The sequence below is a fragment of the Bacillus sp. AK031 genome (assembly GCF_053903065.1).
The window spans coordinates 2,910,936-2,931,338 of sequence record NZ_CP096424.1 but is presented as its reverse complement, the minus strand read 5'-3'; the positions used below and the strand labels follow the sequence as shown (position 1 = coordinate 2,931,338).

Sequence of the window (20,403 nt, the reverse complement as noted above, 5' to 3'; positions counted from 1 at the left end):
ATGGCGAACGTACAATCAAATTCCGGAAACCCAAGTGTAGACTACGAATATCGTCGTAAGAAAAATGCAGAAGATATGAGAATGCAAGTTGTCTCTTTTGCATTAATGATTTTCTTGACTTTAGTGGCTTTCGTAGCTGTTGCTGGAGATTTCTCCAAATGGTTCATCGTACCGTTTATTCTTCTGCTGGCTGTCGTGCAGTTAATATTCCAATTGTATTACTTTATGCACATGAGCCACAAAGGCCATGAAGCACCAGCCCTGTTTCTTTACTCAGGTGCATTGGTAGCGTTCATAACAGTCCTGACTTTTATGACGATTGTTTGGATTTAGTATTAAAGAAACCCTTAAATTTGCTTGATCAAATTTAAGGGTTTCTTTTTATTTAGCTTTTAAAATGGCCCGATTATTTCCCTGAGTACAGGGGATTTCTTTCTGAAAAGGGAGAGTAGCTCTTTTCTTCGTTGCTTACCAGGGTATTTCTTGTGAAATATGCTTATATTCTTGGAATTCATAATAAATAGCAACAAAGTTTAAGGAAAAAGCCTTTCTAAAAGAGTGAGGTTTTTTAGTCTGTTTTCTTCAACTGTAATTTAAAAAACTGATTGTTTGGTGCTGAGTCGCACGCCTGGTGCGGAAATCATTTAAAGAACCTGTGTAATAGCCACAATTCTTTCGAAACCAACCTTTATTTTTCAGGAAATAATTAAGTTTTACTACACCTTTTTTCTTTTTGGGAAGAGGAGATCCCCTTTCTGGACAGGAAATGTCATGAACTTGTCATTAGCTGACATTGAACTGTCCATACTGTCAACGTATAATAGGATTGAGCATTCCTAAGAAATGGGGTAATTCTATGCATTTAGGTATTTTCGGATTTTTTGCTTTGTGGAGTCCGTTATTTATAGTAACAATCCTTTTTATGACAACACTGTATTTTTTAATTACAGTGAAATGGCGAAGCAGTTTTAAAGATAATCAAAAACTTACATTCAAACAGGGAGCTTCTTTTTTGATTGCCATGGTTCTCTTATATGCGATAAAAGGATCACCTGTTGAAGTGATGAGCACAATGTTATTTTCAGTCCACATGACGCAAATGGCTACACTTTATTTAGTGTTTACGCCTCTCCTTCTGTTAGGAATTCCAAGTTGGGTTTGGAAAAGCGTCGTTGAACTTCCTGTGTTGAAAAGCATTATTTCTTTTTTAACGAAACCACTTATTGCTCTAGTCTCATTTAACATCCTTTTTTCTATCTACCACATTCCGCTGGTATTCGATAATGTACGAACAGATGCAACCCTGCATGGCTTGGTCACTTTTATCCTGTTCCTATTCGCTGTATTTATGTGGTGGCCTTTATTGAATCCTGCTGAGAGTCATAATGAGCTGCACGGGCTTAAGAAAATAGGATACATTCTTGGTTCAGCTGTACTATTGACGCCGGCCTGCGGCTTGATCATTTTTGCTGAAAACCCGCTTTATGCAACCTATTATGATCCTAGAGAATGGCTAAAAGCGCTGGCGCTTTGTGTACCCGGTAATACTCTATCAGGATTGAACCTCAGTGGTCCTGAGCTATTTACCTCCATGTCATTGGAACATGATCAGCAGCTTGGCGGAGTCATTATGAAGATCATTCAGGAAATTGTCTTTGGTTTTGTGTTGGCGAGCTTGTTCTTCCAATGGTATAAAAAAGACCAGGCAGAAGCGGATAACACGATTCACAACTATGAAGCCGCCAGAATTGCGAATCCAAAACCTGTTGAATAAAAAAATATTTCTAACATAGACAGAAGAGAGGAAGAAACAATGTCCTTACCTATATTACCGACTATCAGTACTACATTTATCGTATTAAGTGCCATAGCAGTAGCTATCGGCTGGTGGCAAATTAAACAACGTAAAATAGAAACCCATAAAAAAACAATGTTTCTGGCAGCTGTGTTTGCCATAATATTCTTTATCATTTATGCAAGCCGAACTATCTTTGTTGGAAACACCTCTTTTGGCGGTCCAGATGATATTAAAATTTACTATACACTATTCTTGATTTTCCATATTTTCCTTGCTACCACAGGTGCCGTATTTGGAATTGTCACCTTATGGACGGGATACAAATCGAATCTGAAGAAACATAGAAAACTTGGACCGATAACCAGCATCATCTGGTTTTTCACAGCTACCACTGGTGTAGCGGTGTACTCATTACTTTATGTTCTGTATAAAGGCGGAGAAACGACATCTGTCATTAAAGCAATTCTTGGTCTTTAACTTGACTTTTTTTGAAGCTGGTGAAATTCACCGGCTTTTTTTTATAGTCAGAAAAGGTCTTCTTGGAGGAAAAAACAGGCGGTCTGTAGAATAGAAATTTGAAGAGGTGAATGGAATTGATGATAAAGAAATTGACCAGGGAACATTATGAAGAATCCTTAAATCTATCAATGTATGCATTTCAATATAATGTGCCTGAGGAGGAAAGAGAAAACAGATATAAGCAAATAGATCAGCATGAACTTTACGGAATTGAAGAAGGTGGGAAGCTTGCGGCCAAGTTACATCTTCTTTCATTGGATGTATGGTTGAATGGCCAGGAATTCAGCATGGGAGGAATTGCAGGAGTCGCTACCTATCCGGAGTATAGGCGAAATGGGTTCGTAAAAGAACTGTTAACCTTCTCGCTTAATAGGATGAAGGAAAAAGGGCAAACGATTTCAATGCTTCATCCTTTTTCTGTCGCGTTCTATCGCAAGTATGGATGGGAGTTATTTTCGTCTTTGAAAAAAGTCAAAGTTACCCAAGCAGAAATGAGTATGTTCAATCAAGTTCCCGGTTTTATTCAAAGGTTTGATAAGAGCGACTTTCCAGTTTCTCTTGAAACGATTTATCGCCATTACAGCGAGAGCTTCAGCGGAATGCTTTCCAGAACAAAAGAATGGTGGAAGGATAGAGCGATAACTTCTTTGAATGTAGCTGTATATCACAGTGAAGAGGGTATTGAGGAGGGGTATATCCTTTATGGCATTAAAGACCAAAAGATGAAGGTGGAAGAATTCGTTGCTCTGAATGCGGAAAGCAGGAGCGGGTTGTGGAATTTTATATGCCAGCATGATTCCATGGTGACTGAAGTTGAGTTGGTCTTGGCTCCTGGGGATCCGTTACCATACCTGCTGAGCAATCCTCGTACACAAACTGAAATGTGCCCTTACTTTATGGCAAGGGTTGTTGATGTAAAAAGGTTTTTAGGACTGTATATTAATACCTTTAAGAATGAAGTATCTTTTTCAGTTTCCGACAAGTTTGCTCCGTGGAACAACAAGACATTTACTATCTCTGACGGGAAGGTTTTAGAAACTGAGACTGCAGATTGTTCTGTGAAAATGGATATAAATGCTCTGGTCCCTTTATTCTTTGGCGTATATTCCGCTAAAGAACTCGAAGGGATGGGAGTTATAGAGGGAACACCTGAACAAATTTCAATACTCGATGATAATATCAAATCGAAACCAGGCTTTTTCATCGACTTCTTCTAAGAAATATGGATAAAAAGGCTGTCTCTTCTGTATAGAGACAGCCTTTTTGAGTATATATTTTGTGGTTGGAGTTTGGGTGATACTTTTGAATACCGTTCCTGCGCCATGGGTTACGTACTCATCGGAACGTAACCCTTCCCTTCAGGGCAATATAGCCCTAAGAGAAAAACAAGGAAAACCTTAACGGGTTCAGTTTTGAAGTACAAACATCTAATTAACAAATGAAATTGTGGAGCTTTTTGTAGTTGAAATTCAATCATATCTGAATAAAAAAATGGTCAGAGGCTGATGTGCTGTGCACCTGACCGGTTTTTTTTATTGCCGGTTATTCAATTAACGCCCCAGATGGCTGAATAGTTGAGCATCAGATCCACCGTTCACCTTTTGCATTCTTAAAAAAATGAAATCAGGTTCTCTGCTAGTTGAGATTTATAAAGGGAAAAATTCCCCTTATTTAGCAAATTGTGCTGAAAACAGCTTAAATAGCGGGAGAAATTCCTCTTATTTGAATCAAAGATTGTAAAAATATGTACCTTTGACTGAAATAGAGGGAAAAATTCCCCTTATTTTATCAAAAACTACTTCTAATCTGCATTTAACGGGAAAATTTCCCTTTATTTAAGCTAACAGCATTTTTAGCCAACTCGTGAGTTTCTTCAAGTAATCTGCTCCGTTAATGGAAGATTCTGTTCTTTTCATTTTATCATACATACTGACCTTTTTTTAAAAATATTTGTCACTTAAATGTATCGGAAACCGCACAACAAATTTAGAAGAACAGAAAGTTCTGTCACCTGCATTTTGGGTTACATTTTATAATACAAAAAGAGCATAATTATTGGCATGAACACCGCTAAATCAAGAAAAAACAAGTGACAAATTCGATGCGAATTGTCACTTGTTTTGATGTGCATTTTTTAGTTGTGTACTCCAAAACCGAACCCGTTAGGAAAAACTGTCCTTATTTCCGAAGCTAACAAAGTGCTTGAGCTCTTTTTTTAAATTTTAAAGTTTAGTTTGATAATCCCTGCTTCTTTCGCAGAATTGAACACAATCAGTATTAATGGACCAAGAATAAACCCGAGAACCCCTAATAGTTTCAATCCCAAATACATGGCGATCAATGTCGCTAGGGGAGACAGGCCGATATGGCTTCCCATTACCTTTGGCTCGACCGTGCGTCGGATAATCAACAATACGGCAGCCAGTACAGCAAGCTGGGTTCCTAACGGAAGGTTTCCTGACAGCAGGTGAAATATAGCCCAGGGACCAAGGACGACGATGGAACCTATTAAAGGGATGAAATCAATAATCCAAATAATAATGGACATGACTACAGCCACTTCAGGGGCAATAAATAATAAGCCAATGAGTGACGCAAAGAAGATAATGATACTGACCAGAAATTGTGCTTTGAAGAAACCAAATACAACATAGGATAGTCTTGATGTCATAAAGTTGACCTTTTCAGCTGTCTTCTCTGTTAGGTGGCTGAAAAGGGTCTGTTTGATCCTTGGCAGGTCCAGCATAAACATAAATAAAGCAATTAAGAAGACCAGGAAACTGACCAGATAATTCGGAATATATGCAAGGAATGCACTTATTTTCTCAATGTCCAGATATTCTTTCAAACTGCTCTTAAAGCTGTCCAAGTACTCTTGTACTTCCCTGCTGGTCTCGGTAACAATTTCAATCGGGAGATCTTTTGCCGCATTAGTCAGTTGCTTTTCATAAGAAAGCCAGATTTCACTTAACTGATTTATGTATGCGGGCATATCTTCGACGAGTTTCACGCCTTCTCCGACAACTTTAGTGATCACAAAATAAGATAGTATTCCGATGCACAACATAAAAATGATAAAGACGATTAAGACTGCGAGCTTCCTTTTTATCTTGAATTTTCTTTCAAGCATTTTTACGGCAGGGTCCAATAGCAGAGCTGTGATAATGGCAGCTATAAGAGGGATGGAAACCGGAAGGATATAATAAACCAATAGAAAAATTATTACGACAGCGATGGAGATCACTATCATCTTTTTGGAGAAGAACTTCGTCAATTTCAGGCCCCTTTCTTCTTATGTACCTATATAACTATTATATTATAATAAGACCTAAACTGAACAGAGTGCAGCTCCAGATTCTGCATACTTTTTTAGGCCGGGAAGGTCATTGTGTGAATACTGATCATTAGTTGTATATCAAATGAGCCAGATAAAAAAACTGGCAGAAAAGTAATGCCTTTTCTGCCAGTTGATCTTCTATTATTCAGCAAAGCCTGAAACTTCAGTTTTAAGTTCAGCTAAAAGTTTTTCACAGGTAGTAACAAGGTGGGCAGGAAAATGTTCGCCTTCTCCATATTCTACTCCATGCGGATAATAGTGCTTGCCAAGAAGAGGTGTCATAAGCTGAATGATTGCATCATGCTTACCGATATCCCCGCCAACAGCATGTCCTGGAATTCTTAAATAATATGTACCTTCCTTGATTTCGAACTTTTTGTCATACGTTACACGCTCATAATCCCATTGGGCATCTCTCAATAAGCCATGTGATTTCATCACTTCATCAAGCCTGTTTAAATCCGCTTTCATTTTATCAACGCCAGCAGCTTCAAATCGCATAATTAATCCCTCCTATATCTTCAACGCATTCTTATCTTTTCTTATATTTCCAGACAAAATGCAATAAATCCTCATTCTTTATAATAGTGTAATTTCTTTGTGGATGCAACGAATACATTGTGACGAAATTAGTAAAATCCAGCACAAATTAGGGGATACTTCTTTTTTTATTGAGAAAGATATAAGAAGGAACTTATTGATTGGAGTGACATAGTTGTGTTAGTCAAAGAAATTATGACAAGGGAAGTTGAAAGCTGTACTCTGCTTGACAATGTCTATGAAGTGGCTGTGAAGATGAAAGAAAATAATGTTGGGGCGATTCCGATTGTGGACGGAGACAGGCTTGTAGGCATGATCACCGACAGGGATATAGTAATACGAGGGGTAGCAGAAAAGCACCCTGGTTCTTCGAAGGTTGAAGAGGTAATGAGTGATAAGCTCATTACTGTTGGTACAGATGCATCAATTGATGAGGCATCAGCCCTTATGAGCAGCCATCAGATCAGGAGGCTTCCGGTGGTAGACGGCCAAAAGCTTGTCGGCATTGTAGCCTTGGGAGACCTGGCGGTGAGGGACAAGCTTGACCCTCAAACCAACTTTGCGATTGAGAAAATATCAGAACCTGAAATTAGAGCGAATAAACCATGCTGACGCACACATTAATAGATGCAAGGATAGGTTTGGGAGCTATTTCTACCAGTACCTCTGAAGAAAAATGAGCAGGCAAAAAACACTTGAACTATTGTCCAGGTGTTTTTCTGCTTTTCGGAATAAAATTTTTCTCCATACAAGATTTTTAAATATTCAATATCATTTTTATGTGGCGATAGCATTCAAGTAAAATAGGGTTGTTTTTGAATAAAAAGTATATAAAAACAATGATTTTTACAAAATTTCTAAACGCTCTTACTGTAAAAGGATTTGTAACTAATGCTATACTATAAGTAGTTATACATACATATGCCAGCGGATTGTTTATAAATAGGTCAATGCTTCCTGAGATTAATAATAGTTCCTGATAGATTTTACAGAAAGGAGGATAACTCCTGAAAACGTTACTTCGGATTTTTACGATTTTGGCCATTATATTATTTATAGGTATTTATTCAAGCGGGAAGCAAGATGATACATCGCTTTTGAAAGGCCCGGAGACGCAAGAGCCACAAATTGATGAGGAAAATTCACTTAGTGGGACAGAGGAAGCATCCCCAGGTTCTGAACCTGCAGCGGGAATCGCATCCTTTATCAATAAAAGTGCTGAAGAGCTGGTTGCACAGTATGGAGAGCCTGATCGTATCGATCCTTCTTCATACAGCTATGAATGGTGGATTTATCACCTTTCTGATCAAGAATATTACCAGATAGGTATTGAAAAAGGAAAAGTGGTCACGATTTACGCAGCGGGTGATGATGTTGACATAGAACCGTATAAGATTGGCCAGACGATTAAAGAAATCTACCAAAATACCCAGGTGGAATCTGAGATTGTCGTCAATGTTGACGGAGGTACATACCGATTTGAACTCTCGGAAGAAGACCTGAATACAAGGATGCTTACAACCATAGGAGATGTCTATGCACAGTTATATTTGGATAAATATACAGGCCAGCTAGTGAGCATCCGCTTATTTAACAAGGATACCCTTGTCGAGCAAAGGCCGTATGAAATGGTCTACAGAGGAGAACTCATGGAAGAAACGGAAAGGTCTGAGGAGGAGTGGGGTGCAATCTCTGAAGGCAGTGAACAGCAAATTTTCGACATTACCAATATTATCCGGGACAGCTATATGGCAGGAAAGCTGAAATGGGATGAAGAGACAGCTGCGGTTGCAGAAGAACACAGCATGGAAATGTTCGCTGAGGATTATTTTTCTCATGAGTCCCCGACTTTCGGAACTCTGGCTGACAGGTTGGAAACTGCGGATATCGTTTTTGGAATGGCTGGCGAGAACATTGCTGCACAGTATGCAGACGGTCCGGCTGCCGTCCATGGCTGGCTGAATTCTGAAGGGCACCGGAAGACCCTTTTAGAAGCCGACTTTACCCACATAGGGGTAGGTGTCTTTAGAAAGTACTATACTCAGAATTTCATTCAGCAATTTGAAGAATGATATTAGAAGGGAACCGGCAATTTGCAGCCGGTTCCCTTCTTTAGATTATTAGGAAGCGCGATAGTATTTATCTTTTATCGTTTTTTTACAACAAAGAATGAACCTGTGCAATGAGCTACAGTTTTTCCTTCATCATTGACGACTTTGCCGTCAACGACCAATGTTTTTGATCCCTTGTGTACAAGTGCCGCTTTTGCTGTTAAGTTACCATGCCTTCCTGGTGCTAAATAGTGAATATTCAGGTTGGTTGTGACTGCGCCAAACCCTTCAGGCAAAAGTATATTAGCTAAGGTGCCCATAGCCGAGTCGACCAGGGTGGCGGTAATTCCACCGTGGACTATTTCAAGGGAGTTATAAGTAAAGGGTGTAACGGGAATCGTTACTTCACACGTATCTTCACCAGTGGTTCTCTCCATTGCCAGAGCAGCCCCAATATAGGAACCATTGTAGTTATCCTGTTTTCTCCTGACTCCCTGAAGCATTTGTTTGATCACATTCAGGTCTGCATCGTTAGCATTTTCAATACATTCATGCAGCAAGTTTTTAAGTTCTTCTTTCATTTAAATACATCCTTCTTTGTCATTAAATTCTTGTTTGTTATCCTGCTTAGAGAGTAAATTCCTTCTTTGGAAATAGGCTCCCATGAGGTTTTTTTCAGCCTAACTAATCATAACATGAAATAATAGTGCGTGGAATTTTTTGCAATTTATTTCTGCGGGACGTGAAGTGCAAATTCACATTTCGCTTTATATTTCATAAATTATAGTAGGTATATGCCCCGACTGAGGAGGTGAAGGATATGGCTAAACAGCTGCATCCTAAAGTAAAAGAGTTTAAAGAGTTTGTTCAAAGGCATCCAAAGTTATCCAGTGAAGTAAGAAAGGGCACAGCTACTTGGCAGGACCTGTTTGAAGAATGGTATTTGCTGGGGGAAGAGGATTCCCGCTGGGACACCTACAGGGAAGGTGCTGAAAAAGAAGGAAAGAAAGAAAAAAAAGAATCAACAGGATTTATGGACCAAATTGGAGGCATGCTGAAAAACATGGACCCAAATCAAATGCAGGACCATATTAACAGTTTAAGTCAGGCGATAGGAGCTGTACAGGGGGTCCTCTCGCAATTCCAGTCCGGCAATACAGGGACTTCTTCAACACAACAAAGTGATACATCCCAGCGGCCGCGCCATCCATTTTTGTTTAGAAAAGATTAAGGGAAGTGGTACTGTTGAGGAAAGAAGTTGTCGACTATATACATTCTAAACAGGATTTGAAAAATTTTATCAGGGTCCAGCCTGCCTGGTACAGAATCCTGGCCAAAAACCCTCATCATCTTGACAAATTCGAGGCTGCATCCATCAATCATCATGAAAAGACGGTGCACCACCAAGTACAGAAATTTTCCAATGGAGTGAACATGGCCTCGATGATGATGCAAATGTTTCAGGCGATGAATGAGTCTCAATAAAAATTGATAATACCGAAGAACTGCTCGTTGTAGAAGGCTGTTTTCGTGTAGATTGTCGCTTTGGAAAAAAATTTCAAGAGCCGGATTTTTCCCCTGTTTACAAAGTGTTTACTCTTTTGAACAAGGAGAGCAGCTCATTTCTTTCTTGCTTCCCAGGATAATTTCTTGTGAATTATAGTAATATCTTTTGTAATTCATACTAAATAACAACAAAACTTACGAAAAGAGCCTTGTAAGAAGCCGGCTTATTTTTTTGGTTAAAAACCTCCTTGTCTGCAAACGCTATGGGCAAGGAGTGGTAACGATGAAAAAATGTATATTCTTTCTGTTGATATTATGCTTGGCAGGGTGTAAAGAAGATATGCCTGAACCTGAATCATTCGGCACAGAAGTTACAGCAGAAGCCGCAACCATAAGCCCCCAGAAAAAAACAGATGTAACAGTAAGGCACGTAGTTCAAGGAAGTCATGTTTACGTAGAGTGTATTGCCCCAGGAATAACGTTTACTTCAGGAAATTCATCCAGTAAAAAAGGAAAAATTGTCGTGAGTGTGGATGGAAAGAGGTTCAATGAATATCACACAGCCGCCTTTGTAATAAAAGGGTTGAAGAAGGGCATCCATCATGTAAAGCTCGAGATTATGTCAAAAGACAATAAATCACTTGGATTGATGAAGCAGTTCTATATTACAATTCCATAAAACAACTATTCGCTTACTTTCCATAAACGTGTTAAAATACCGTTATGGAGGTGGGCGTTTTTGCTTGCTACACTAGAAAGACTGGAAATACAGGAATCCGCCGAAAACTTGGCAGCTCAGATTTTACAATCAGATGTTGCCGAAGAGTATCGTCGTAGTTTATATAAGCTCCAATCTGATAAAGACACTCAGCATAAAATCCGTGAATTCAATAAAATGAAAGAACTTTATGAGGAAGTTCAACGTTTCGGGCGTTATCATCCCGATTATAAACGGGTAATGAAAGAAATTCGTGAACTGAAACGGGATATGGATATGGACGAAAATGTTGCAGACTTTCGCCGTGCTGAAAAAGACCTGCAAGATCTTTTGGACCAAGTCAGTGTATTAATCGGCAGGTCAGTGTCTGAAAATGTTAAAGTGCCGACAGGAAATCCGTTCTTCGATTCTGCATCTGCCTGTGGAGGAGGATGTGGAAGCGGAGGGAGCTGCGGCTGTTCTTAAAATGCGGGGGATTCCCCGCATTTTTTGTTTTTAACACTCAATTTGGAACATTATTCACACATGATCATTGGCAGGTAAAAGAAGTTCGGATCATCCTCGCAGCCGGATACAATCTACACAGAGATTGCCACAGCAAAACATTTTTTCTTGGGGAACATAGAAACGATGCCGGTATACATAGTGTTGATCTTTGGTTCTTACATATACAGTTTCCGAATGCAGGCGTTTTCCACGCATTGACTTGGCAGAAGACCGCATGACAATCTCTTCAATCTCTTCTTTGGATAGAGAGCCTTTTACATAAATGAACGGAATCCCCGCTATTTTCTTCATTTCGTAATCCTCGATGCCTTCGAAAGATTTTAAATGTTCAGCGAATTTATCCCAAATCATTGCAAGATCCATGCTCTCCATCCCTTCTTTTGTTGATTTCTTGTTATTTATTATGCTAGACTTATGGAAAATAGAGTGATTCTTAAGGGGAAAATAAAGATGTTTACCGAAAGACAGGGTATTACAGTGTGGTTATACAGTTTAAAGCATGCAAAATCAATGCGCCGGTTTGGAAATGTGCAATACGTTTCCAGAAAAATGAAATATGTTGTACTGTATTGTAACCAGAGTGAAACGGATTCAATTGTAGAAAAGCTTTCTTCTTATTCTTATGTGAAAAAAGTCGAACCATCCTTCAAGCCTTTCATCAAGACAGAGTTCGAAAACTCAAAGCCTGATAAAGCTAAAGAATACGATTATAAAATGGGTATATAAGTTAAAAGAAACAGGTGATCTTCCATCACCTGTTTCTTTTGTTTGTACCAGGCTGTTTTCGTTTGGCGGCATTACTGTAATGGCGGGATATAATGGTTCAGCCTTAATATGGCAATAAGATGCTGATAATACAATTGCTTTTCAGCAAAAACAGAAGACGGCTTTACATCCATCTGGATGACTTCCTTCCCCTGCGCCCTGGCTGCTTCTTCAAACAGCTGGTATCTTTTGTTTTGCAAGTGATTTGGATCAGGGATGCCCTCCCTGCAAATGTAAAGCGGCTGGAATTTTCCTTCTTTAGCCGGTTTTAGTACAACGGCTAAAGATGTTACAGGACGTTCTTTTACAACTGTATGGAAAGCCATGAAGTGAAGCAGTCTCGATTCGTTGGAACGAGCCAGTTCTATTAATTCATATAAGTCCGAATACCCTTCTCCAAGTTCAATAAAACGTTGAATCATTATTATTACTCCCTTTCAACCCTCATCATTTTAATCATTCCCAACTTTTAATTATTCCAAAAGCGTCTCCAGAAGTAAAGAATGATAGGGATTTGTTAAAAGAAGTCTGAAAAAATTAAAAAGCGTAAAACTTTTTTAAGATTCGACTGTCTAATGTATAAGAAAGGAGGGCCGTGATGATGCGTGATGATAAGATTTTAATTAAAAGAGCCAAAAAAGGCGATGATGAGGCTTTTTATAAGCTGATAACGTTACATAGAATGCAATTATATAGAATAGCTTTATCATATTTTAAAAATGAACATGATGCTGTAGAGGCCATTCAGGAAACAACATTCCGGGCTTATAAAGGGTTGAAGAAGCTGAAAAAAACGAACTATTTTTCAACCTGGCTGATCCGTATCCTGCTGAACTACTGCCATGATGAACTGAAGAAGAAAAAACGGTTCGTCTATGATGAAAGGCTTCTGAACTCGACTGAAGGCTCTTTCGAAAAATCCGCCCTTGAAGTGGAGGAAGCTATAAACAGACTTGATGAAAAATATAAAAGAGTCATCGTGTTGAAATATCTCCAAGGAATGAAGATCTCGGAAATTGCGGATGTATTGGATCATCCTGAAGGCACCATTAAGACCTGGCTGCATAAGGGATTGATTGATTTACGCAATCATTTAGGTGAAGACGAGGAAGGTGATAAGAATGTTCGAGCGTGAAGAAGGAAAGCTGCAAGAAGCTAGAATCCGGCTGGATGATGAAAAACTGCCTGAAGATCTGATAGACCAAGCCATCAGAAGGGGTGTGAAAAAGGCGAGGCAGTCCAAGAAAACTGTTTATGTGTGGAGAACTGCAGCGGCGGCTGTGTTGATTATACTGACTGTATTTGTAAGCTCTCTTCGGGTTTCAGAAGCATTCGCCTCATATGTCAGCACTTTACCTGGTATGGAAAAAATAGTGGAGCTTGTCAGACAGGATAAAGGACTGGTTTCTCTTATTGAGAATGATTTCGCACAGAGTGTTGATCAATCGGATTCACATCAGGGGATCGAGGTTACCCTGGTTTCATTAATTTCAGATGAGGAACAGCTGGTGTTGTTTTACTCTGTGGATTCTGAAACAACTCCTTTAGAAAAGTTGCAGATAGACCAGTTAAGGGTGGAAACAAAGAGCGGCAAAACAGTTCCATTTGACAGGTTATCTTTGCCAGGCCTGGGAAATGGCGGGCCAGATATTTATCAGTCTGATTTTGGACTGAGAAAACCGCTGGCTGAAAAGGAATATGTACTTGTGATGAGTCTAAAAGAAGATGATCATTCTTTAACAGATGAATGGAGAATTCCTTTCACTATCGACCATAAAAAAATCGGCAAAACAAAAGAGGTCAACATTGCCCAGAGCTTTACAGTTGAAGGGCAAAATATCGTTGTTGACAGTCTTGAAATATCACCGACAAGAATCGGTGTCAACCTGAGATTCCCTCAAGAAAATTCCAAAAGAATTTTCGAAATAGAAGATTTGCGGCTGGTGGATGAAAACGGAGAAGCATGGTCAAGAATATCAAACGGGCTCTTCGCAAGTGGAGATTTCGAAGAGAAAACATATTATTTGCAGAGCAATTACTTTGAAAAACCGGAAGAGCTTTATTTGGCCTTTAATACGATCAGGGCGCTTGATAAAGATGAATTAACGGTAATAGTAGATCCGGAAAAAGAGAAAATCATTGAGTCGCCGGAGGGCAAACTTGCAAAGGTGTTTTACGAAAAAGGATATGATAACAATAATGCGCTTCTATTTTCCTGGGATAAAAATTATGAACAAACTAATCATATGAATCCTTTCCGCTCCTTTATTGATACAAAGGGGATTGAACATGAAATAAGTTCTTCGTATGGTGAAGGTGGCTATGACGGCCATCTGCCTAGATTCGGTTTTCCTTATGATTTACAAGAAGTATCGGGGCCAATTACGTTGGAGCTGCAAGATTATCCTGCCTGGATTAAAGGAGAAGTGAAAATAAGGGTTAGACAATAAGAGAGGCCATATTGGTGAGGAGTAATTGGGCATGAATGAAGAAAAATAAGTAAGCAAAAAAATCCCTGCAGGACTTCCTGCAGGGTCCTTCTAATTCCACAAGGGACAGAAGGCAAAGGGAGAGGAGAAACCGGAGGAAGAACTTATGGGGAAACGTAAGTCTTCTCCGCGGTTGGCAACAACACCAGAAAAGATGTTGTTACTAGCATTATCACCAGTGGGAAAACTTTTATACATACCAACCGAAATTTCAACGACTTGCGCCACAATTCGACAACGGATAGAAAAAGATGTTTAAATATGGTAGGATAATAAAGAAATAAATACAGATTCAGTGGTGAATACAATGAGAGTCATATCTGGTGAATGCAAAGGCAGGCCGTTAAAAGCTGTACCCGGAAGCGGTACAAGACCGACAACGGATAAAGTGAAGGAAGCGATTTTCAATATTATCGGACCTTATTTCGAAACAGGACTAGCGCTGGATTTATTTGCCGGCAGCGGAGGATTAGGGATAGAGGCGCTCAGCAGGGGAATGGATAAAGTCATATTTGTCGATAAGGATTATAAGGCCATCCAGACTGTTAAAGCAAATCTCGAATACTGCGGTTATAGTGGAAGTAGTGAGGTTTACAGAAATGAAGCCGGCAGGGCACTGAAAGCGGTCATAAAAAGGGATATATCCTTTAAATGCATATTCCTGGACCCCCCTTATAAAAAACAGAAGCTCCAACAGCTGCTTGAAGAAATTGAAGAAAATAAATTATTGGATGAAAGCGGTTTCGTTGTATGTGAACACAGTTCTGATATTGTTCTTCCTGTCGACATCGGCAGCCTTAGAGCCATACGGACAGAGGAATACGGAATTATCGGAATTACCATCTACCAAAAAAACTAAATGAGCCTTTCCTTCTTGTGGGAAGGATAGGCTTAATGTAAACTCTCTGAATCGATTCCCTTTTAGAAGAATGGAGGCTGCAAAAATGGGAAGCATAGCTGTTTGCCCTGGAAGTTTTGACCCGATTACATATGGACATCTGGATATTATTACGCGCGGGGCTAAAGTTTTTGACAAATTATACATAACTGTTTTAAATAACTCATCGAAAAAACCGATGTTCTCCGTCGAAGAAAGAATGCAATTAATCCGTGAAGTGACCCGGGACATTCCTAACGTTGAGGTTGATTCCTTTCAGGGACTATTAATGGATTATGCTAAAAGTGTGAATGCGAATGCCATCCTGCGGGGGCTGCGTGCGGTTTCCGACTTTGAATATGAGATGCAGATCACATCTATGAACAGAGTCCTGGATGAAAACATAGAGACATTCTTTATCATGACTAACAATCAGTATTCATTCTTGAGTTCATCCATTGTTAAAGAAGTCGCAAAATATGACGCAGATATCTCTGAACTGGTTCCTAAGCCCGTAGAAGAGGCTCTTCAAAAAAAGAATGAGGCACCTGATAATTAAAAAGTGCAAGCTCCCCCGATCAGCCCCGGGCTATGGAGCTGGATTAAAGAGCCGCCACCTAATTTTCAACTTAACTATTCTATAGTCTCATATCTTACGATTTTCTAAAAAAGCTGCAGATGATTAACATCAGCAGCTTTTTTCGTATAATCTTAATTTTTTGAGCTCCTTTTTATTTCTGCAAGATAAAGAATGGTATACAGCAGCAAGGAGAAAATGGTGATAACCGGGCCCCATTGTTTCATCCAATCCATTGCCTGCTCCCAAAAATGGCCTTCAAAGCCATTAAAAACAGGAACAGCATTGGATGTTTTGCCTTGGGAGAGCTTTACGTAGACAGGTTTCCATATCAGCAAGGTGATAAGAGCTGCAGAAATGCCATGCAGCAGCCTTGCAAAGAAAAACGGCCGGAAGCTGATGTCTGTCTGGGCCAGTATGCTTGCTACTTGTGCCTGCACACTGAATCCATTGAAACCTAGAATGAAGCTGGTTAAAATGGCCTGCTGCAGCAATGATGCTTCCCCGACACCGCTTGTCATCTGGCTGCCGAGAGTTATTTCAAACAAACCTGAAATAAAAGGAAGGCTGAGAGCTTCCGGCATCGTCATCATCCTGAAAAGAACATTTAATGCATCGGCAACTATGGGGGTGACTTGAAGATGAAAAAGCAGCTTATTGATTACAGAAAACAGGATGATGAAACCGCCGATCATCAAAAGCGTCTGAATTGAAGAATTAACAGCATCACCCAGTTGTTTACCAATTGGACGTTCTTCCTTAATCCTCGTTCTGTGCAGAGCAGACAATGCCTCTTTTATAGAAAAAGGTTTATTGGATACAGTATTCGTTTCACTCTCTTGTTTGCGTCCATAAAAACTCATGGCCAGGCCGACACAGACGTTTCCAAGATAGTGTGCAAAAGCGAGAATGATCCCTAAGCGGGGATCGTAAAAAAAGCCGATGGCCACGGCGCCAAAAATAAAAAGCGGGTTAGAGTTATTTGTAAATGCAACAAGCCTTTCTGCTTCAATTTTTGTTAGCTGATCTTCCTGGCGGAGGCGTGCTGTCAACTTGGCTCCTGCCGGAAATCCTGAGGCCATACCCATTGCCCAGACAAATCCTCCTACCCCTGGAACCCTGAAGATTGGACGCATCAGAGGTTCCAGGAGCACCCCGATAAATCTGACAACGCCAAATCCGATCAGCATTTCTGAAATAATGAAAAAAGGAAGCAATGATGGAAATACAATTTCCCACCACATATTCAATCCCCTGATAGAGGCTTCGAATGATTCTTGAGGAAAAATAATTAGAGAGGCGGCAAGGGTTGTAACCGAAACCGCTAAAATGATTGTTTTAAATTGTGAAGCATTCAACCTGTTCCCCCCTAAAACCTTGACTGAAAGTTCAATTAAGTTGTCTTGTAGATATTGTAAATAGTGATAAACTGTAAGTAGATTTCTTATGTGCCATACGCCTTGTCCTCATATTATTGAAATATACTCATAGACAGGTAAAATAGACCATAAGATGAAAACAATCGAAGAAAAAGGGGGAGGCCATGTGAACAAGCCTAAAGTTGGCTTAGCTCTCGGTTCTGGAGGGGCAAGGGGGTTTGCCCATCTTGGAGTGCTGAAGGCCTTTCAGGAAGAAGGAATCCCTGTTGATATGATTGCCGGAAGCAGCATGGGCGCCCTTGTCGGGTGCTTTTATGGAGTCGGGCATAATATGGAGGATTTATATAAGTTATCTACTGCATTTCGGAGGAAGTATTATCTCGATTTTACAGTCCCTAAGATGGGATTTATTGCTGGAAAAAGGATCAAGCAGTTTATCAAGCTCTTTACCCACAATAAAAATATTGAAGACCTTACCCTGCCCGTGGCTGTGGTGGCAACAGATCTGACAAATGGTGAAAGGGTCATCTTTTCCGAAGGCCCCATTGCTGATGCAGTCCGGGCAAGCATCAGCATTCCGGGTATATTTGTTCCCGAAAAGATTAATGGCAGGCTGCTTGTTGACGGGGGCGTTATTGACAGAGTACCTGTTTCTGTTGTGAAAGAGATGGGAGCTGATATTGTCATAGGTGTGGACGTAGCTCAAGTGAAGCAAAATGCTGAGATCTCCACCGTGTACGATGTTATAATGCAAAGCATTGATATCCTGCAGAAAGAAATTATCCGCCACCGGGAGATTGGATCAGACTTTATGATCAGGCCGGATGTCGAAGAATATAGTGCAAGGGCTTTTACAAATACAGAAGAAATAATTGCGGTGGGCGAAGCTGAAGCAAAGAAAATAATTCCTTCAATCAGAAAAGCAATTGAAGAATGGAAGGGGAAATAACAGCTGGTGTCACAGAAAAATTGGATTCGTACCTTGGTTGTCATGACGATTCTTATTATAGGAAGTTCTTTTCTCTATTTGCCTTATTATGTTACTAAGCCTGGAAGTGCGAAGGATCTGGATCCTATTATAGAAGTGGAAAATGGCTTCAAAGATGAAGGGACATTTATGCTTACCACTGTAAGAATGGGAAAGGCCAATATTTATACCTATTTAATAGCGTCTTTGAGAAAATATGAACATATTTATCCTGCAAATGAAATTAGAAGAGAAGAAGAAACAGACGAGGAGTATTCAGTAAGGCAGCTCCATATGATGGAAACATCAAAATTGAATGCTATTGAAGTGGCATTCAAACATGCGAAGAAGCAATATACTTTCAATTACAACGGAGTATATATCCTGAATGTATATCCCGGGATGCCGGCAGATGAAATCCTTGAACCAGGAGATATGATCACGGCGATTGATGGAAACAAATTCAGCTCTTCCCAAGAGTTTATTGAGTATATCAGCCAGAAAACTGTAGATGATACAGTATTAGTTACTTTCACAAGGAACGGTGAAGTTTTTGAGAAGGAAATAGGGCTTGCCGAATTTTCAGCAAGTGAAGGAAAAGCAGGTTTGGGCATTGGCCTGGTTGATGACAAAGAGATTGTCACCACACCAAAAGTAACGATGAATACGGAAAAGATCGGCGGCCCTTCTGCAGGCCTGATGTTCAGCCTTGAGCTGTATAATGAACTCGTTGAAAGAGATATCACCCATGGGAAGGACATTGCGGGAACAGGGACGATCTCTTCAAATGGAACTGTCGGCAGGATTGGCGGGATCGAGCAAAAGGTGATCGCTGCTGATAAGGCTGGAGCTGAAATCTTTTTTGCCCCAATGGACATTATTCCTGAGAGCATAAAGAAGACGGATCCAAACCTATTGCCGAATTATGAAGAAGCGAAGAAGACAGCTGAAGAAATCGGGACAGATATGAAGATCGTTCCTGTCAAAACATTTGAAGATGCATTGAATTACCTGAATTCTTTATAAAAGTTAAGGCCTGAACCATTCACCGGTTCAGGCCTTTGCTTTAACTTTTGAAATAGATCGGAGGCTGCTTGAACTCCTGTTGGAGCAAGCGTTGTTGCTGGTTTGCATTTCTGGCGCCAAGGGCATATATTTCTGCAGCCCTGATATCCAGTGAAATCCCTTCAAATTCAGCTGCACCGAGCTTGCTGATAAGGGGAAGTTTCAGTTTCTTTTTATATTGATTCAGGTACTGTCTGCCATTCGTTGTCATTCCTAATAAACGCAGATACTCCGGTTTTCGGCTTGTACTCATTTCATCTTTGGAAGTGTTAGTGAGTATATGAAGCGCCATCCTTTGGAGTCTTGTCCAGGTATATCTTTTGGTTTTCACTGTTTCCATAAACTCCTGAAAGCTCGAGGATGAACGTGCTGCTGATTTTAATCTGTTCTCGATACCCTCTTCAATTTCATAAATAGCAGAAAGCTGTTCGCCGGATGAAGAGATGATCTTGTACTTCAGGTAGTCCCAGTACAATTCCCAATCATGGAGTATTCCATATGTATTTTGATATTCTTTCAATTCTCTCATTGTAGAAGCGGGAACAAAGGAATTGATTGTCCCGACGTTTCCTTCCTTATTTCGTATTTCTTTTCTTATACTTGTTGCGCTTGCTATCACAGCATCAGAGAAATCTTCATCATGATAGTTTGCATTTTTCCTGCCAAGGGTGAAGGGTTGCATTTCAGAATGCAATGCATTGCGTGACTGAATATAATGAAACCCAAGAATATTATTTGGCAAGGATAAATCAACAAGCTCTTCTGCAGATTCAAGGCTTTGAAAAGCTTTGGAGAGTGCAGATGGATAGCTCATCCCTTCTTTGACGAACTTGTGAACAAAGGAATTATAGATATCATTGTTATTTTGGAGATAATGAACTGTTCGCTCAAAGGCATCAATATCTCCGGACTCACTGCCAAAACAAAAAGATTTGCACCTCATTGCATCAAGCAGGGCAACCGATCCGGATGCAAAAACGTCCGCATGCTGTGTGGCAAAAGAATAAGGAAGTTCTATGACAATATCGGCTCCGGAACTGAGAGCCATTTTTGTTCTGGACCATTTAGAAACAATGGCTGGTTCACCTCTCTGCAGAAAATTACCGCTCATCACAGCTATGATGACATCGGCATTCGTCATTTTCTTTGTTTCTGTAAGGTGATGTAAATGGCCGTTATGAAATGGGTTATATTCAACAATAACGCCCGCTGCTTTCATTTCTTTTTCACATCCTTTAAAATGGGTGGTAAATACTCATAAATACAAGTTATAATTACAACACTATACTTGTAAAGAGTGTAAAGAAA

General features: G+C 39.9%; 24 protein-coding genes. 17 read left to right on the top strand and 7 right to left on the bottom strand.

Features of this window, described 5'->3' with window-relative positions; genetic code table 11:
* From ctaF to M1E09_RS15045, 4 genes are all read left to right on the top strand, one after another.
* Positions 1-333 carry a cytochrome c oxidase subunit IVB gene (ctaF, locus tag M1E09_RS15060; protein ID WP_456271661.1) on the top strand — a complete coding sequence of 111 codons (333 nt, stop codon included), beginning with the start codon at positions 1-3 and terminating at the stop codon, positions 331-333.
* 523 nt (positions 334-856) lie between these two features.
* Positions 857-1,774 (top strand): cytochrome c oxidase assembly factor CtaG, encoded by a 918-nt coding sequence (ctaG, locus tag M1E09_RS15055; protein ID WP_456271660.1) that lies wholly within the window; start codon positions 857-859, stop codon positions 1,772-1,774.
* Between the two features lie 39 nt (positions 1,775-1,813).
* A complete protein-coding gene (locus tag M1E09_RS15050) occupies positions 1,814-2,275 on the top strand; it encodes a DUF420 domain-containing protein (RefSeq protein WP_456271659.1) in 462 nt (153 codons plus the stop codon).
* 119 nt (positions 2,276-2,394) lie between these two features.
* Entirely contained in the window at positions 2,395-3,534 is a 1,140-nt protein-coding gene (locus tag M1E09_RS15045) for a GNAT family N-acetyltransferase (RefSeq protein ID WP_456271658.1), read from the top strand.
* 998 nt (positions 3,535-4,532) lie between these two features.
* Here the strand turns inward: M1E09_RS15045 and ytvI are convergent.
* Both ytvI and M1E09_RS15035 read right to left on the bottom strand, forming a co-directional pair.
* Positions 4,533-5,591, bottom strand: a complete 1,059-nt coding sequence (ytvI, locus tag M1E09_RS15040) for a sporulation integral membrane protein YtvI (protein WP_456271657.1) — start codon at positions 5,589-5,591, stop codon at positions 4,533-4,535.
* A gap of 204 nt (positions 5,592-5,795) precedes the next feature.
* Entirely contained in the window at positions 5,796-6,155 is a 360-nt protein-coding gene (locus M1E09_RS15035) for a YugN family protein (RefSeq protein ID WP_456271656.1), read from the bottom strand.
* 234 nt (positions 6,156-6,389) lie between these two features.
* Between M1E09_RS15035 and M1E09_RS15030 the strand changes: the two genes are divergently transcribed.
* Together M1E09_RS15030 and M1E09_RS15025 are read left to right on the top strand one after the other, a co-directional pair.
* Entirely contained in the window at positions 6,390-6,806 is a 417-nt protein-coding gene (locus M1E09_RS15030; RefSeq protein ID WP_456275009.1) for a CBS domain-containing protein, read from the top strand.
* Positions 6,807-7,201: 395 nt separating this feature from the next.
* The gene (locus tag M1E09_RS15025) at positions 7,202-8,266 is read left to right on the top strand and encodes a CAP domain-containing protein (protein ID WP_456275008.1); all 1,065 of its coding nucleotides are present in this window, start codon (positions 7,202-7,204) and stop codon (positions 8,264-8,266) included.
* Between the two features lie 74 nt (positions 8,267-8,340).
* Here M1E09_RS15025 and M1E09_RS15020 read toward each other — a convergent pair whose 3' ends face one another.
* Positions 8,341-8,826, bottom strand: coding sequence for a PaaI family thioesterase (locus tag M1E09_RS15020; protein WP_456271655.1), 486 nt, complete (start codon positions 8,824-8,826; stop codon positions 8,341-8,343).
* 239 nt (positions 8,827-9,065) lie between these two features.
* Here M1E09_RS15020 and M1E09_RS15015 point away from each other — a divergent pair, with 239 nt between their 5' ends.
* The 4 genes from M1E09_RS15015 (at position 9,066) to M1E09_RS15000 (ending at position 10,934) form a co-directional block, all read left to right on the top strand.
* The gene (locus M1E09_RS15015) at positions 9,066-9,476 is read left to right on the top strand and encodes a YlbD family protein (protein WP_456271654.1); all 411 of its coding nucleotides are present in this window, start codon (positions 9,066-9,068) and stop codon (positions 9,474-9,476) included.
* Positions 9,477-9,490: 14 nt separating this feature from the next.
* Positions 9,491-9,730 (top strand): YlbE-like family protein, encoded by a 240-nt coding sequence (locus M1E09_RS15010; RefSeq protein WP_456271653.1) that lies wholly within the window; start codon positions 9,491-9,493, stop codon positions 9,728-9,730.
* A 304-nt stretch (positions 9,731-10,034) separates the two neighbouring features.
* Positions 10,035-10,430 carry a hypothetical protein gene (locus M1E09_RS15005; RefSeq protein ID WP_456271652.1) on the top strand — a complete coding sequence of 132 codons (396 nt, stop codon included), beginning with the start codon at positions 10,035-10,037 and terminating at the stop codon, positions 10,428-10,430.
* Positions 10,431-10,490: 60 nt separating this feature from the next.
* Positions 10,491-10,934 carry a YlbF family regulator gene (locus M1E09_RS15000; protein WP_456271651.1) on the top strand — a complete coding sequence of 148 codons (444 nt, stop codon included), beginning with the start codon at positions 10,491-10,493 and terminating at the stop codon, positions 10,932-10,934.
* 90 nt (positions 10,935-11,024) lie between these two features.
* On the opposite strand, the gene M1E09_RS14995 is transcribed toward M1E09_RS15000, so the two are convergent.
* Positions 11,025-11,339 carry a hypothetical protein gene (locus M1E09_RS14995; protein ID WP_456271650.1) on the bottom strand — a complete coding sequence of 105 codons (315 nt, stop codon included), beginning with the start codon at positions 11,337-11,339 and terminating at the stop codon, positions 11,025-11,027.
* A gap of 87 nt (positions 11,340-11,426) precedes the next feature.
* Between M1E09_RS14995 and M1E09_RS14990 the strand changes: the two genes are divergently transcribed.
* On the top strand, positions 11,427-11,702 hold the full coding sequence (locus M1E09_RS14990) for a YlbG family protein (protein WP_456271649.1): 276 nt from the start codon (positions 11,427-11,429) through the stop codon (positions 11,700-11,702).
* Positions 11,703-11,773: 71 nt separating this feature from the next.
* On the opposite strand, the gene M1E09_RS14985 is transcribed toward M1E09_RS14990, so the two are convergent.
* Positions 11,774-12,163 (bottom strand): DUF7147 family protein, encoded by a 390-nt coding sequence (locus M1E09_RS14985; protein WP_456271648.1) that lies wholly within the window; start codon positions 12,161-12,163, stop codon positions 11,774-11,776.
* Positions 12,164-12,339: 176 nt separating this feature from the next.
* Between M1E09_RS14985 and M1E09_RS14980 the strand changes: the two genes are divergently transcribed.
* From M1E09_RS14980 to coaD, 4 genes are all read left to right on the top strand, one after another.
* On the top strand, positions 12,340-12,876 hold the full coding sequence (locus M1E09_RS14980) for a sigma-70 family RNA polymerase sigma factor (protein ID WP_456271647.1): 537 nt from the start codon (positions 12,340-12,342) through the stop codon (positions 12,874-12,876).
* Positions 12,863-14,191 carry a DUF4179 domain-containing protein gene (locus M1E09_RS14975; RefSeq protein ID WP_456271646.1) on the top strand — a complete coding sequence of 443 codons (1,329 nt, stop codon included), beginning with the start codon at positions 12,863-12,865 and terminating at the stop codon, positions 14,189-14,191. The genes M1E09_RS14980 and M1E09_RS14975 overlap by 14 nt, the downstream gene beginning before the upstream one ends.
* A gap of 346 nt (positions 14,192-14,537) precedes the next feature.
* A complete protein-coding gene (gene rsmD, locus M1E09_RS14970; protein ID WP_456271645.1) occupies positions 14,538-15,089 on the top strand; it encodes a 16S rRNA (guanine(966)-N(2))-methyltransferase RsmD in 552 nt (183 codons plus the stop codon).
* An 85-nt stretch (positions 15,090-15,174) separates the two neighbouring features.
* The gene (coaD, locus tag M1E09_RS14965; protein ID WP_456271644.1) at positions 15,175-15,666 is read left to right on the top strand and encodes a pantetheine-phosphate adenylyltransferase; all 492 of its coding nucleotides are present in this window, start codon (positions 15,175-15,177) and stop codon (positions 15,664-15,666) included.
* Positions 15,667-15,818: 152 nt separating this feature from the next.
* Here coaD and ylbJ read toward each other — a convergent pair whose 3' ends face one another.
* Complete coding sequence (gene ylbJ / locus M1E09_RS14960) at positions 15,819-17,042, bottom strand: sporulation integral membrane protein YlbJ (RefSeq protein ID WP_456271643.1); 1,224 nt, start codon at positions 17,040-17,042, stop codon at positions 15,819-15,821.
* A 154-nt stretch (positions 17,043-17,196) separates the two neighbouring features.
* Between ylbJ and M1E09_RS14955 the strand changes: the two genes are divergently transcribed.
* Both M1E09_RS14955 and M1E09_RS14950 read left to right on the top strand, forming a co-directional pair.
* Complete coding sequence (locus tag M1E09_RS14955) at positions 17,197-18,012, top strand: patatin-like phospholipase family protein (RefSeq protein ID WP_456271642.1); 816 nt, start codon at positions 17,197-17,199, stop codon at positions 18,010-18,012.
* Positions 18,013-18,018: 6 nt separating this feature from the next.
* Positions 18,019-19,056, top strand: coding sequence for a SepM family pheromone-processing serine protease (locus M1E09_RS14950; protein WP_456271641.1), 1,038 nt, complete (start codon positions 18,019-18,021; stop codon positions 19,054-19,056).
* Positions 19,057-19,096: 40 nt separating this feature from the next.
* Here M1E09_RS14950 and M1E09_RS14945 read toward each other — a convergent pair whose 3' ends face one another.
* Entirely contained in the window at positions 19,097-20,314 is a 1,218-nt protein-coding gene (locus tag M1E09_RS14945) for a nucleotidyltransferase (protein WP_456271640.1), read from the bottom strand.
* Between the last annotated feature and the right edge of the window lie 89 nt (positions 20,315-20,403).